The sequence below is a fragment of the Pseudomonas sp. FG1 genome (assembly GCF_034313875.1).
In the GTDB taxonomy this organism is placed as follows: Bacteria; Pseudomonadota; Gammaproteobacteria; order Pseudomonadales; family Pseudomonadaceae; genus Aquipseudomonas; species Aquipseudomonas veronii.
In genome coordinates, this window is the sequence record NZ_JAVIWP010000001.1 from 3,084,700 (window position 1) to 3,098,635 (window position 13,936).

Sequence of the window (13,936 nt, forward strand, 5' to 3'; positions counted from 1 at the left end):
TTGTTGAATCAACAACTTAGAATCACGTAGAGCTGATCGGTGTCAGAACTGATTATAGTCTTTGGATAAGCTATTCCCGTGCTGCTGATTCAGTAAGGATTTTCAATGAACAGGCTCATCTTAGTGTTCGCAATGGCCATGCTTGCAGGTTGCGCCGCCACCAATGCCAAGACTCACGCACGGCATGGCGTCAGTGGCATCGAGATCGACTGCTCAGGCTTGGGCTCCAACTGGGAGAAGTGTGAGAAGCGCGCGGCTCGAGAGTGCAAGATGCAGGGGTACAAGGTCATCACAAGGTCCAGTGACGCCAAGGACGAGGAAGGGGATTACTTGTTCGGCTGGAACCCGGCAGGCGCCGTTACCCGCACGATGCTGGTGATCTGCAATTGAGCGCGTAAGCGCTTGATAGTGAAGTCGATCTGGCGTGTAGATAAGTTATTGGATGGGCTGTTCAAATTCATCAAGTCATGCTAAAACCTTTGAAGCGCTTTTCCTAGCTGCTTGAAAAAGAAGGGAAAAATATGACGAAGTCGGAGTTGATCGAACGAATTGTCACCCATCAAGGGCTGCTCTCATCCAAGGATGTGGAGCTGGCCATCAAGACCATGCTTGAACAAATGTCCCAATGCCTGGCTACGGGCGATCGTATTGAGATCCGAGGGTTTGGCAGCTTCTCGCTACACTACCGCGCCCCGCGCGTAGGCCGTAACCCTAAAACCGGGCAATCCGTCAGCCTGGACGGCAAGTTCGTGCCTCACTTCAAGCCGGGCAAGGAATTACGTGATCGAGTGAACGAAGACGAAGAAGAAAACGTCTGAGTGTCTTTAGGGTAGGAGAAGATTATGCGTGGGATTAAGCGCGCCGTGGTGTTGCTGACAGTGCTGGTGGTCGCACTGGTGGTTATAGCGTTTGTGCTCGAAAACCAGCAGGGCGTGTCTCTCTCGTTCCTTGGCCTGGCGACCGGGCAGATGCCGGTGTCGGTGCTTGTGATCGTGGCGTTGATTGTCGGCATGCTGATAGGGCCATTGTTAGGCGTATTGGTGCGCAGTCGCCGTCATAAGTCGACCCCTGCAGGGCGTGCCTAGGGAGCTCTCTCCCGTTCCACAAAAATCGCATGCATGCTGAGACAACCACTCGTCAGAAAACTGCCCTAAAATAGCCCGTCAATTTCAGCGCCGCCTTGTAATGATGCGGCCGCCCTCAAGTAAAAAATCCGCGGATTCATTGGGTTTCAGCTCGTAGATTCGGAAAATCCTTTCTGTTTTCACTCTCCTTGGACGTGCTGCATCAGGGCTACCCCTATACCTGTAGGAAAAGCCTACCGCTCATGTCAAGACTTGTAATATGTCAGAGAGATGGCAAAATGAAATCTGTTCTCGATAACAGGCATTTTGTGCGCTCGAAATTTGGCAGAGACGCTGGGTTTTGACGGTCATCTAATTAGAATAAAAAAGACACAATTTTGTCTGCATAACGAGCCCGCAGTTTCTTTTTGAAGGCAGGTTTTTGTTGTGAGTAGTAGTTTTCGTGCGCCCGCTGTAACAACCTCCGCCGAAATCGATCTTTTAGAGATCTCCAAGTTTGTCTGGCAGCAAAAAAAACTTTTGCTGCTGGTTGCTCTTGGGGGGGGACTGATCGCGGCCTCATACGCTTTTCTTGCTACTCCCGAATATAAGATCAGTACGGTGTTGCGCCCTGCAGCGGTCAATGAGTTGGATGCGCTGAATCGCTCAGAGATATATCAGCTTCCTCCATCTGAGGCGCTTATAGAAGTGGGTTCGGCCCTAGACTCTTACGATGTTCGCCTGGCATTTTTCAGGGATAATCAAAGGTTATTCGAAAAATTCGTTGAGCCGGGGCGGACGTTGGAACAATCTTTTGAAGAGTTCAATCGAAACTCGATCCGTTTGATTCTTCCGGAAGCAGAAAAAAAGAATACGCTTAGGGCCTATGTAAAACTTGAAATGACATATCCCAAAGATATTGATGGCGTCGCTATCCTTAACGGTTTCGTTGACTATGCCATCAATGTGAAACGTATGCAGATATCGTTGGACTTGAATACCATTATCAAAAATAGAATAAGCGAGCTGAAAGGAAAGTTTGAATCGGCGCGGTCGAACTACAGTGTCGAGAAAGAGGCTAGAATAGCGTCGTTGCGCGAAGCAGATTCAGTGAGACACGCTCAACTGCAGGACGAATTGAAGGCGCTTCGCTCGCAATTGAGGAATTTGCGCAACGATCGTATCGCTCAACTGAGCGAATCTATCAGCATTGCTAAATCCTTGGGCATCCACAAGCCGACTACGCCATCCTCACTCGGCGAGCAGATGAATACGAATGCTGCCAGTGTTATGCGAACGGAGATAAGCAATCAGCAAGTCCCGCTGTATTTTATGGGGACGGAGGCGCTTAAAGCTGAGCTTGCAGCGCTGCATCTGCGTAGAACGGATGACTTCACCGATTCTCGTATTGCACAGATTGCCAAGGAGCTTCAGATGCTGGCGTTCAATCGAGAGGTTGAAGTGCTGAGTGCGCGTAAAAATGAAGATGTTTTTCTTGCCGATGTTCAGCCTTTGCGGGCAGAGATTGCGCGCTTGAGCAACTTGAGTATTGATGTGGCCAGTTTGAAGTTAGCGAGTATCGACCAGCAGGCCCTAGAGCCCTTGAAGCCTTCTAGCCCGAATCGCTTGTTTGTGGTGATGTTTGGTGTTCTTGCTGGGCTGATCCTTGCGGTCGGTATCGTTCTCGTCAAGTATGCTTTTCTTGTGAGCGCTATTGGCGTAAAGGCTGATGTCGTCAAACCGCCGTCCCAAGGGCGTACTCCAGGGGATGCTCTGATGGGGCTGCAACAAAGTTCAAACAAGATGCTCCAATAGTCAGCGTGCTGGAATTTTCACGGCTCACATCTATTGATGTTGGTATGAGTTGAGTGCTTTCGTGTGCGGATATTCAAGCAGGCAGTCGTTTGGCCCGCGTGATGCTTGAACAATCTGTCTTGGTTTGACGTCTGAAGAGATCCTTGCTAGTGAATGGAGCGGAGGCTCACCTCGAATAACCACGCTAGCCCATTCAAAAAACGTGAATTTTCGGCCTGTTCCTTGGCATTTCGTACTACTATTGTTTCCCGCTTTCCGTAAGGAGTAATCCAGACATTTCGGATGCTTTAGAGGTATGGAGGTCATTCAGTCAGGGCGTCATCCTTGCTGGCGGGGGGGGGCGCCTGCATTTCTCCACGTTTTTTTGGGGGGGCTTGCAGGCGGATTTTGGTACGCCGAGGGCTTTATCCTTCGTGTGGTTTGCTGTTGGCCGGCGTTCTGCACATAGCAACTGAGGATGCTATGGCTCCTTTTTCAGGTGTTTATTGGTGGTGGTCATGTTGAATGGGTGGGCACGAACAGCAAGGTTGCTCCGCTACCTGGAGACTGTTAATCGATATAGTAAAACATCGAGGTGGGTATTGGTTTACATCTACTGTAAGGGTACCTTTAGTGGGCGCTTTGATGTGTCCGCTTATTAAGCGGTTCGTGAATGTGTCGTTATATATGAAACAGTAGTTGCTGGTGCTTTAGCTGTTCGGGATGAAAAGAATGAAGCTGGAACTAAATGTTAGAAATGACACAATATACAATTTGCTCGGGAACATTGTTCCGATTCTGGCGGCGCTGCTTTTTATACCGTATCTGACGCGAGAATTAGGCGCTGAGCGTTTCGGTTTTATGACTATCATGTGGGCGCTGATTGGTTATTTTGGGATTTTTGATTTAGGCGTTTCCAGAGCGCTTACTTATTTTGCGACACGCTCCAATGATCCAGTTAGTCCCGATCCCTTGGCCCCGGCAGTCAAAGCGGGTATGCAAGTTGTTGGCATTGCCGGTTTGATCGGAATGCTGTTGGTTATGGCTGTTTCAGATGTAACAGTAAGGAAGTTGCTCGGTAGCAACTTGGACATGTATTACGAAGCGCTTTGGGCACTGTGGATTACAGCGCTGATCATCCCACTTACGGCCATGGGGAACGGACTGAGGGGCGTGCTTGAGGGGTTGGGCAGCTTTAGAGACGTTGCAGTCATAAAAAGCGTGACGGGGTCTGTATTTTTTATCGCCCCAGCCTGTCTTGCTTTTTACAACATTCATTCCTTATATGCGATAGCTGTGTCATTTTTTATCGTCCGACTAGTGACCTCATTTTGGTGTTGGTACGCCGTTCAGCAAAGCCGGCAATACAAATCATCCCGAGCGGAGGCAGTTTTTCCTGCGCATAGGAAAGCGCTACTTTCATATGGCGCCTGGGCGCTGCTGTCCTCAATTATCAGTCCGTTGATGATGTATGGTGATAGATTCATTATTTCCACTGTGTTGGGCGCTCAAATGGTTGGGATGTACGCTGTCCTCCAAGAGATGATGGGGCGCACTGTTCTATTTTCGGCTTCGTTTGCATCGGCACTACTGCCACGGTTTGCCAAAGAAAATGGCGAAACGCTAAAAAGTAATTATCGTCGTTATAATACACTGTTAATTGTCGCGATGGCGGTATTTTATATTGTGTTCTGGGTCTGCTCTAAGTTTATGGCTGAGCTTTGGCTTGGGCGCAGTCTAGAGGAATATAAAAATATTTTCGCGCTGTTTTCGTTTGCGTTGTTTATGAACTCTATTGCGCAGTTGCCTTTTTTCTTCTTGCATTCCAAAGGTATGCCGGAAGTGCCCGCTAAGTTTCACCTTCTAGAGTTTACGTTGTACGTGCCCGCTTGTATTTGGGCAACCCTGAGTTATGGGGTTGAGGGGGCCGCAGTAGTATGGGTCTTTAGGGTCTTAATTGATTGGGTGCTGTTGCAATGGGCCGTAAGAAAAATACTTGGCTAGTCACGTTTTCACCATTGAGTGTGTTACTGCTAGTGTGGGGCTTTCAGTGGGTTTACTACGAAGTTATAGGTACTTCAGTGTTTAACCCAATTCTATCGGCCACCTGGTGGGCGGTCTCTTTGGCTTTGGCTGGCTATGCGCTCGGCTCAGTGATGGTCGTAGTGTTTACGCGCAACGCGTTGCGGCGGCCGGATTTTAGGTTAGAAAGAAGTTTTTTTTATTTTAAATCATTGTGTTTTATTTTGGCGATGTGGGTTGTACTCGATAATTTGGTAATCCCCGTGGCGGCCGGACATAGTGTTTCTGAACTACGAAATCAAGCTATAGACGAATGGACGGAGGGGGGGGTTGCACCAAGAGTCTTGGCTGTCCTGATGAATGGCTTGGCCTGCTCGGTGCTTTTCGTAATCTCTATAAATTACGAAGTGAAGAATAAGTTCAGTTTTTTTTGGGCGTTGGTTTACTTTTTACTTTGCATAGCTTGTTTTTCTCGTACTTTATTGCTTATCGGTATGGCGATCATCTTGCTCAGGGTTCTTTTGCAGGGTAAGAATCCGCTTCGTGTTATATTTATTTCGTTGATTGGTTTTATAGTTTTGTTTCTGGCCCTTGCGTGGTTGATGAAAGATCACCTGCCTGGGGAAGACTCAGTGGTTGATGTGCTTGTTCGGCATGTTGAAGTGTACTTTTTTGGTGGAGTGTCAGGGCTTAATTATTACGTGAAATATGATAGTCCGCACTACGATACGTTGTTGACGATGCCGCGATTTATTCAGGGGCTTTTTTCAATGCATATGGAGATGCCGCCGTCTTATTTTGATTTTGTAGAGACCCCCGGAACACTCAATGTGTTTACATCTATATTTCCGCCTTATCATGATTTTGGAGGGATAGGTGTTTTTATTTTTTTTGGAATTTACGGCCTTCTATCCACCGCTGCTTGCGTGCTCTTTGTCCGAACAGGAAAATTTCTATGGCAAGTGATTGCAGGGTTCACTGTTTATGCAACGGCCATGTCGATTTTTGATGATCAGTTTTTGAGAGGGTTACCGGTCTTTTTGATTTTGGCATTTTTTGCCTGGTTGCTGGATTTGATTCGTGGGCGAATGGGGCGCGTTGTTCAAGTGGAATATCAACAATGAGTGTTTCTGCAGAATCAGAAGTTAAGCGGCAAGACAGCGTGTTCGGAGCCTTGAGTGTCTCTGTTTGTATGGCGACCTATAATGGGGAGTTGTACTTACGCGAACAACTGGATTCGATATTGTTAGAGTTGCGTGAAGGCGATGAGCTTGTAGTGGTTGATGATTGCTCTAAGGACACAACGTGCGAAATACTACTTTCCTATATGGGTAGAGATAAGCGCGTAAAGGTGTTTTTTAATCAGCGCAACCTGGGTGTCATTAAATCCTTTGAGTCCGCGCTTTCCAAAGCGGGCAATGAAATTATCTTTCTTTCGGATCAAGACGACGTATGGTTGTCAGGTCGTGTGTCTTCTTCCCTTGCGATATTCGCGAGCTACGAGCAGGTATCCACAGTCGTAGTAAATGCGGAGGTTCTTGCATTTACGGATCGAACCGGTACTAGCTTTTATCCGCAGGGCTACACGCCGAGCTTTAGCTTGTTTTCCCAGCTTTATAAGAACGAATTTATTGGTTGTTGTATGGGGGTTCGCCGAAGAGTGCTGAGGTTGGCGCTACCGTTCGCCCACCGAATTTCGATGCATGACTGGTGGCTGGGTTGCTGTGCCCTGATGAATGGGGAGGTCCACTTTTTGAACGAAAACAAAATCTATTACCGTCGGCATTCTTCTAATGCATCTCCCTCTAAGCGTCGCAAGTTAGCAGCTGTTCTCCGCTCGCGAATTTTAGATATGTTTTGTTTTTTATCATTGTTGCTGCGCTGGGTGAAAAGGAGGGGGGGTAAATGAGTGCCAAAGTAATTATCTTGATGGCGACTTACAATGGTGAGGCGTTTTTGGCGCAGCAGCTTCAATCTATTCTGTTCCAGACTCATGGAAATTGGCATCTGTTTGTGCGAGATGACGGTTCGACTGATGCGACGGAGTCGATAATTCGGTCGTTTCAGGAGCAACATTCGAACATATCCATTTTGGATAACCAGGGAGTAGGTACAGGCTCTGCGGCGGGTAATTTTTTTGAGCTAATTCAGCAGTGCCCACTCTCGGAGTTCGATTATGTAGCTTTAGCTGATCAGGATGACGTGTGGTCTCCTGACAAGCTTGAGGCTGCGATCAGGCTTATCGAGAAGGAGGGGGCAGGCGCCTATTCCTCCAATCTGGTCTCATACGATAACCGCCGGAAGCGCTCCCGGTTCATGAATAAGGGGCAATCGCAAAAAAAGTTTGATTATTTGTTTCAAGGTGCATCGGCAGGATGCACATATGTCTTGACTCGTGCCGCGTTTGAGCGGGTCAAGCAGGTGACATCTGGGATTCAGTCCTATAAAGGCCGGTCTCATGATTGGCTAATTTATGCTATCTGCCGGGTTAGTCATATTCGATGGGCGTTTGATCAAAATGCCTATATTTTCTATCGGCAGCATGCCTCCAATGTTTATGGTGCTATGAGTGCTTTTGCCGGCCTAAAAAGTAAGCTCGGATTGATCCGCAATGGCTGGTATCGTGACAATATCCTTTGGATAGCTGAAAAATCCGGCGCGGAAGCATCGGCAAAAGACGTTGTGAGTCTGATCAAAAGCGGTTCGATCATGAGCCGAGTGCGTCTGGCGCTTAAGGCGGGTGAGCTCCGTCGGGAGAAAAATGCCTGTCGCTTGATGGTAGTCCTGTTGCTTACGTTCGTATTTTGATAGCGCAGAGACAGAAGCGCGTATCAGCGGTGAGCTGTAGAAATTGGTTGTGCAGGGCTCAGGGTGTAGCCTTGCTGACCTTTTCTTGAATTGTGTAATGATGAAATTGTCCGGGTGTTGTTATGAAGCGTTTGTTTGACATTTTTGCCTCTGCCATTGGCTTGATCCTGTTGTCGCCCGTTATCTTGATCGTTGCTTTTCTGATCCGCAGAAAACTTGGTTCGCCGGTGCTCTTCCGTCAGGTGCGGCCGGGCATCCATGGTAAGCCGTTTGATATGATAAAATTTCGGACCATGCGTGATGCCATCGATGATCAGGGAAATCCACTGCCAGACGCGGAACGAATGACCCCGTTTGGGAGTTTCCTGCGGTCCAGCAGTCTTGATGAACTCCCCGAGTTGTGGAACGTCTTTAAGGGGGATATGAGCCTGGTGGGGCCTCGTCCGCTCCTCATGCAATATTTACCGCTGTACAGTGCAGAACAATATCGTCGTCATGAGGTCAAACCCGGTGTTACAGGTTGGGCTCAAGTCAATGGGCGGAACAGCCTTGAGTGGGATGAGAAGTTTAAGCTGGATATTTGGTATGTTGATAACCGTTCGTTTATCTTGGATTTAAGAATTCTGTTGGCGACGGTGAAGAAAGTTCTGATCCGCGACGGCATCTCACAGGAAAATAACGCGACGATGGAAGCTTTTAAAGGGTCGCAAGACAAGTAATTTACCCACACCGGAGATTAGATAATGGCTGATAAAATTTTGCGTTTGATTGAAGAGGCGATGGAGGTGGAAGAGGGTTCCATTGCTCTTGGCCAGACGCTCGACTGGGATTCTATTGCAGTCGTAACATTCATGGCGCTGGTTGATGAGCACCTTGATAAGAGAGTGTCGGCGGACCTGTTGAATAAGTGTGTGACAGTCGACGATGTCGTCAAGTTAGTCGCTTGATGTCGATTCTTTCAGAGCAGCATATATAGAATCACACTATTGCCCTGTTAGATCATCTATCGGGGCAATTTTATTTTATAGTCAGTAAGTTTTTTATTATGTGGCATACTCAATAGTCAAGTGATTTTTTGGCGTTCTGAGCTGTTCGATAGTTGCGTTGCGCCGCCGCTTTCAGGGTCGGGGCGCACCGGATAGTCTTCCCGCAGGCACGGCATGCGCAAGGAACTGTTGAAATTTTGTATAATGCTTTTTTCGGGCGCAGTGGAGATTCAATAAATGCTTAAAGCCGATAGCAACGTTCGCCTAGTGAGGGACGTGAGTGTGAAAGGAGTCGCCTGCGCTGTGCCACCAACGGTTAGCGAGGTGTCTGATCTTTGCGAAAAGTTCGGACAGGAGAGTGTCAACAAGATAATGACCAGCACAGGCGTAGAGCGTCGTCATGTGGTGACTGATGAGTGCTCCTCTGATCTGTGTGTTGCGGCTGCTGAGCGACTGATCAGCGATATGCAGGTGGACAGAGCTTCAATTGATACGCTGATATTTGTTTCCCAGACTCATGACTACACGCTGCCCGCCACAGCCTGTGTTCTGCAGCAACGTCTGGGGTTGCCGTTAACGACGGCGGCGTTCGATATTGCCATGGGCTGCTCGGGTTATGTCTATGGCCTCTGGATGGCAGCCTCATTGCTTTCGGGAGGTGGCAGCAAGCGGGCATTGCTATTGGTGGGCGATACCATAAGTAAAATTACTTCTGAAGATGATCGCTCTGTAGCCGCATTGTTCGGAGATGCAGGCTCGGCCACATTGTTGGATTATGAGCCTGGCGCGCCAGCCATTCCTTTTGTGCTGGGCACTGACGGACGTGGCGCACCAAACCTGATTGTCCCTGGCGGTGCGTTCCGTGATCGCTCAGGTACTACCAGTGATGTCCAAGACCCCGAAGTGCGTTCCGCTTTCGATCTGTATATGAACGGGGCGGAAATTTTTGCATTCACGCTGGCCCGGGTTCCCGCGCTTGTAGCCGTTCTGCATGAAAACGTTGAGCGTGGTGCTGATGGGGTGGATAAGTACGTATTCCATCAAGCGAATAAATTTATGCTTGAGCATCTGGTCAAGCGCATGAAGCTGGATAAAGCTAAAGTCGTGCTCGATGTCAAGAACGTCGGTAACACCAGTTGCACGTCTATTCCTCTCGCGCTGGTAATTGATCAACGCGATCACTCGCTGCCTGTCAGCGGGCAGTACATGCTGGCGGGCTTTGGGGTTGGATATTCCTGGGCAGGGTGTATTGCGAATTTTGATGGCGTCCATATTAGTCCGTTGGTAGTGATGCAAGACGTAAAAATGGGAGCCGTGCAGTGAGTTCGTTTAATCCATTCTCTCTAGACGCTAAACATATTTTAGTCACGGGTGCCTCCTCTGGGATTGGCCGAGAGGTTGCTATCTGGTTAAGTCGACAAGGCGCTGTATTGACACTCGTAGCTCGCGATGAGGAACGGCTTGCTGCAACCGCTCAGGCATTGGAAGGCAAGGGCCATCAAACGGCGGTCATAGATTTCTTGGGCGACGAGGATGTTTCGCGCTGGATGAAAGAGCTGGTCCGCAGTTCCTGCCCCTTTGATGGGTTGGTGCATGCCGCCGGTGTCCAGATGCCGATGCCAATCCGGGCAACGAGCCTTAATCATTGGGAAAAAATTATGTCGACGAACGTGTCGTCAGGTTTCTCTTTGATCAAGGCGTTTCGGCAGAAAGGCGTTTGCCAGCCGGATTCAAGTATCGTGTTGATTTCTTCAGTAATGGCCAGGGCAGGAGAGCCAGCACTTTTGGGATATTGCGCAAGCAAAGGCGCCGTCGAATCAATGGCCCGTGCTGCGGCGCTCGAACTTGCCAGAGAGGGCATACGCGTCAACTGTGTGGCGCCAGGCGTCGTTCAGACAGAAATGGTGGAGAGTTTGCAGAACCTTGTCGGGGAGGACTCGATGCAAGCGATTAGGGAAAAACACCCGCTTGGTATTGGTAATCCTTCCGATGTTGCTTATGCCGTAAATTATTTACTGTCGCCCGCAGCCCGATGGGTGACAGGCACTTCGCTGGTCGTAGATGGCGGGTACCTGGCATGATTGTGCAGAAGAATATCGTTATCTTGGGCGCGGGTGGATTTGGCAGAGAGGTGCATGCCTGGTTGCTGGATTGGATCGCGCGGGGGGACGGCCAGCAAACCCAAACTCATTGCTGGAAAGTTGCAGGGTTTATCGACGACAACGCTTCGGCGATGGATGCGTTTGCCAATATGCCACCGGTGATTTCATCGATTGAAGATTTCGTCTCAGTACCGAACACGTTCGTTGTCTGTGCGATTGCGAATCCGAAAATTAAGAAAAAGGTGGTTGGGCGGATGCTCGATAAGGGCGCTCAATTTCTGAGTATGGTTCACCCGACCGTAGTGATGGGCACCAATGTGCGTCTGGGGCTAGGCACTGTCGTGTGTCCGTTGTCAATGCTATCGACGGATATCAGCGTTGGGGAATTTGTGACGATCAACGCGACCTGTACGGTTGGTCACGATGCAAAAATCTCCCGTTTTTGCACTTTGAGCGGGCATTGCGATGTGACGGGTGGCGTCGTGCTGGAGGAAGGTGTCTTCATGGGTTCTCATGCGGCGGTCGTCCCCAATGTCACCGTCGGAGAGTATGCAGTGATAGGCGCCAGCAGCCTTGTTGTACGTAAAGTTCAGCCGGGTACCACAGTCTTTGGCGTCCCTGCAAAACGCATTTCTAGGTAGTCCATATGACCAAGTACGCGAGAGTTACAGCGATTGAGTATGTTTTGCCCTCTCAAACGCTGTCGAATGAAGACCTTTCACGGGATTATCCTGAGTGGGACGTTGCAAAGATTTTCGGCAAGACAGGGATCAATGAGCGTCATATCGTTGCGGCTGAAGAAACAGCTTCTGATTTGGCGTTTAGTGCCTGTGAGAAACTGCTATCCAGCGTAGACGTCCCGCGTTCATCTATCGACTTTATTATCTTATGCACCCAAAGCCCGGATTATTTCCTTCCTGCGACCGCGTGTATCCTGCAGGATCGCTTGGGGTTGACTACCCAGTGTGGTGCTTTCGATTACAACCAAGGCTGCTCTGGTTTCATTTACGGCCTTGGGTTGGCAAAAGGGCTGATCGAGTCAGGCCAGGCGAGTAACGTGTTGCTGGTGACTGCTGAGACCTACAGCCGTTACATCAATCCTGGTGATAAAAGCGTTCGGACGTTGTTTGGCGATGCAGCCGCCGCCACCCTTATACAGGCCAGTGATTCCGCCAATGGTCCATTTCTGGATCGGTTTCGCTACGGCACGGATGGAGCCGGGGCAAAAAACCTGATTGTGCCGATCGGTGGAGCTCGCTGCCCTGCTGAGCTCAATCCAGCCCCGGTGTTTCGTACGGATGAAAGTGGTAACGTACGTACCGACGCTAATTTATATATGAACGGCCCGGCGATATTCGAGTTTTCGATGACCCGGGTGCCGGAGTTGTTTGCCACGATCTTCGATGAAGAATTGAAAGTTGAAAACGTAGATTTTTTCGCTTTTCACCAAGCTAACAAGTTTATGCTTGATGCACTTCGCCGGCGTCTGAAGTTGCCCCAAGAAAAATTTATTGCCGAGTTTGAACATTGCGGTAACACCGTTTCGTCGACTATTCCAATTGCGTTGAAGGAATGCTTGAGTAAAGGCACGCTTGCTGAGGGGCGTACAATTGCCGCTGTAGGATTCGGGGTCGGTTACTCATGGGCAGGCTGCATTATAAAATGGTAATTTTTCCATCGGCGCTCATCGCCGCTCAAGTCAATCTCTGAGGGTCTTTGCTTTGCTGAACACTCCTTTCGCGCCTTGGCCCTGCTTTTCCGACGAGGAAGCTAACGCAGTTCGAGACGTAATTCTCTCCAATAAAGTCAACTATTGGACCGGTAAAGAGTGCCGTGAATTTGAAAAAGAATTTGCTGTGTTTGCCGGCACCGAGTTTGCCATTGCATTAGCGAATGGGACGGTGGCTCTCGACCTTGCGTTACAGGCACTGGGAATAGGTGAGGGCGACGAGGTTATTGTCACATCTCGCACTTTTCTTGCTTCCGTCTCATCTATTGTCAATGCTGGCGCGGTGCCGATTTTTGCAGATGTAGACCGTGATTCGCAGAACATCACGGCACGCACCATTGCTGCCGTTATTACGCCAAAAACCCGCGCAATACTGTGTGTGCATCTGGCTGGGTGGCCGTGTGATATGGACCCGATCATGGCTCTGGCTGGCGAACATGATTTGAGGGTCATTGAAGACTGCGCACAAGCCCACGGTGCACACTACAAGGGGCGCCCGTTAGGTTCCATCGGGGACATCGGAGCATGGTCCTTTTGTCAGGACAAGATTATGACGACCGGCGGGGAGGGGGGGATGGTTACCACCAACAGTCGCGATTTATGGGCTGATATGTGGGCCTACAAAGACCACGGCAAGAGTTGGGAAGCTGTGTATGAGCGCCAGCATCCACCAGGTTTCCGTTGGCTGCATGAAAGCTTCGGGACTAACTGGCGCATGCTTGAAGTTCAAGGCGTGATTGGTCGTATCCAATTGCGACGCATGGCGGCTTGGCATGCTGCGCGCTTGATCAATGCGCAGCGCATCTGGGAAGTGGCGTCAGAGCTCCCGGGTTTGCGGGTGCCTAAAATCCCCGAAGGTTCGGTGCATGCGGCTTACAAATGCTACGTCTTTGTGGAGGCCCGGCAACTGAAAACCGAGTGGCATAGAGACAGAATCATGGCGCGGATCAATGAATTGGGTGTGCCTTGCTTTTCTGGGTCTTGCTCGGAGGTTTATCTTGAAAAAGCTTTCGATAACACAAATCTGCGGCCTGCTCATCCTCTACCGACAGCAAAAGAGCTGGGCGAAAGCAGTTTGATGTTCATGGTTCATCCGACGCTCTCTGCAGCCGAAATCGAAAAGACTTGTCAGATTCTTTCTGAAGTGATGGCTGAAGCTTCACGTTGAATCTAAATGTAACGCTCCTTCAGGGGCGTTGCATACGAACCTCCATCGCTGTATGGAGCTTGTTCGACATTGGTTGCCTGGGGGGCCGTGGGGTGAGGTTTCAGGCGAATTTCGCGGTTGAAAGCTGCCCTATTGTTAGGACATACCCTGCCCATCGTGTTAGTTTTCGCGCACACGGAAACCAGACGGTTTCTATTTCATATAGCTGCTGTGCAGTAATTTGCTGCCGTGGGCTCACTTTTTAGAGTCGACATGTTTTGGCT

General features: G+C 49.5%; 15 protein-coding genes. All 15 read left to right on the forward strand.

Annotation, left to right across the window (positions count from 1 at the left end; genetic code table 11):
- Positions 1-105: 105 nt before the first annotated feature.
- The 15 genes from RGV59_RS14265 to RGV59_RS14335 all read left to right on the forward strand — a co-directional run bounded on the left by RGV59_RS14265 (position 106) and on the right by RGV59_RS14335 (position 13,673).
- A complete protein-coding gene (locus tag RGV59_RS14265) occupies positions 106-390 on the forward strand; it encodes a hypothetical protein (protein WP_017848847.1) in 285 nt (94 codons plus the stop codon).
- Between the two features lie 131 nt (positions 391-521).
- Positions 522-818, forward strand: a complete 297-nt coding sequence (ihfB, locus tag RGV59_RS14270; RefSeq protein WP_017848846.1) for an integration host factor subunit beta — start codon at positions 522-524, stop codon at positions 816-818.
- A 24-nt stretch (positions 819-842) separates the two neighbouring features.
- Positions 843-1,085, forward strand: a complete 243-nt coding sequence (locus tag RGV59_RS14275) for a LapA family protein (protein ID WP_126585885.1) — start codon at positions 843-845, stop codon at positions 1,083-1,085.
- Positions 1,086-1,511: 426 nt separating this feature from the next.
- Positions 1,512-2,879, forward strand: a complete 1,368-nt coding sequence (locus RGV59_RS14280) for a Wzz/FepE/Etk N-terminal domain-containing protein (protein WP_126585886.1) — start codon at positions 1,512-1,514, stop codon at positions 2,877-2,879.
- A gap of 711 nt (positions 2,880-3,590) precedes the next feature.
- The gene (locus RGV59_RS14285) at positions 3,591-4,862 is read left to right on the forward strand and encodes a flippase (protein WP_046384277.1); all 1,272 of its coding nucleotides are present in this window, start codon (positions 3,591-3,593) and stop codon (positions 4,860-4,862) included.
- Positions 4,835-6,004 (forward strand): O-antigen polymerase, encoded by a 1,170-nt coding sequence (locus RGV59_RS14290; protein ID WP_126585887.1) that lies wholly within the window; start codon positions 4,835-4,837, stop codon positions 6,002-6,004. Before RGV59_RS14285 ends, RGV59_RS14290 begins: the two co-directional genes overlap by 28 nt.
- Positions 6,001-6,789 carry a glycosyltransferase gene (locus RGV59_RS14295; protein ID WP_079443139.1) on the forward strand — a complete coding sequence of 263 codons (789 nt, stop codon included), beginning with the start codon at positions 6,001-6,003 and terminating at the stop codon, positions 6,787-6,789. The genes RGV59_RS14290 and RGV59_RS14295 overlap by 4 nt, the downstream gene beginning before the upstream one ends.
- Complete coding sequence (locus RGV59_RS14300; RefSeq protein ID WP_079443140.1) at positions 6,786-7,688, forward strand: glycosyltransferase; 903 nt, start codon at positions 6,786-6,788, stop codon at positions 7,686-7,688. The genes RGV59_RS14295 and RGV59_RS14300 overlap by 4 nt, the downstream gene beginning before the upstream one ends.
- Positions 7,689-7,810: 122 nt before the next feature.
- Positions 7,811-8,407, forward strand: a complete 597-nt coding sequence (locus RGV59_RS14305; RefSeq protein WP_079443141.1) for a sugar transferase — start codon at positions 7,811-7,813, stop codon at positions 8,405-8,407.
- Between the two features lie 24 nt (positions 8,408-8,431).
- Positions 8,432-8,635 carry an acyl carrier protein gene (locus RGV59_RS14310; protein ID WP_046384273.1) on the forward strand — a complete coding sequence of 68 codons (204 nt, stop codon included), beginning with the start codon at positions 8,432-8,434 and terminating at the stop codon, positions 8,633-8,635.
- A 276-nt stretch (positions 8,636-8,911) separates the two neighbouring features.
- Positions 8,912-9,997 carry a ketoacyl-ACP synthase III gene (locus RGV59_RS14315; protein ID WP_079443142.1) on the forward strand — a complete coding sequence of 362 codons (1,086 nt, stop codon included), beginning with the start codon at positions 8,912-8,914 and terminating at the stop codon, positions 9,995-9,997.
- Complete coding sequence (locus RGV59_RS14320; protein ID WP_079443143.1) at positions 9,994-10,755, forward strand: SDR family NAD(P)-dependent oxidoreductase; 762 nt, start codon at positions 9,994-9,996, stop codon at positions 10,753-10,755. Before RGV59_RS14315 ends, RGV59_RS14320 begins: the two co-directional genes overlap by 4 nt.
- Complete coding sequence (locus RGV59_RS14325; RefSeq protein ID WP_046384270.1) at positions 10,752-11,417, forward strand: acetyltransferase; 666 nt, start codon at positions 10,752-10,754, stop codon at positions 11,415-11,417. Before RGV59_RS14320 ends, RGV59_RS14325 begins: the two co-directional genes overlap by 4 nt.
- 5 nt (positions 11,418-11,422) lie before the next feature.
- Positions 11,423-12,445 (forward strand): ketoacyl-ACP synthase III, encoded by a 1,023-nt coding sequence (locus tag RGV59_RS14330; RefSeq protein WP_046384269.1) that lies wholly within the window; start codon positions 11,423-11,425, stop codon positions 12,443-12,445.
- A gap of 52 nt (positions 12,446-12,497) precedes the next feature.
- Positions 12,498-13,673, forward strand: coding sequence for a DegT/DnrJ/EryC1/StrS family aminotransferase (locus tag RGV59_RS14335; protein WP_046384268.1), 1,176 nt, complete (start codon positions 12,498-12,500; stop codon positions 13,671-13,673).
- Positions 13,674-13,936 lie beyond the last annotated feature (263 nt).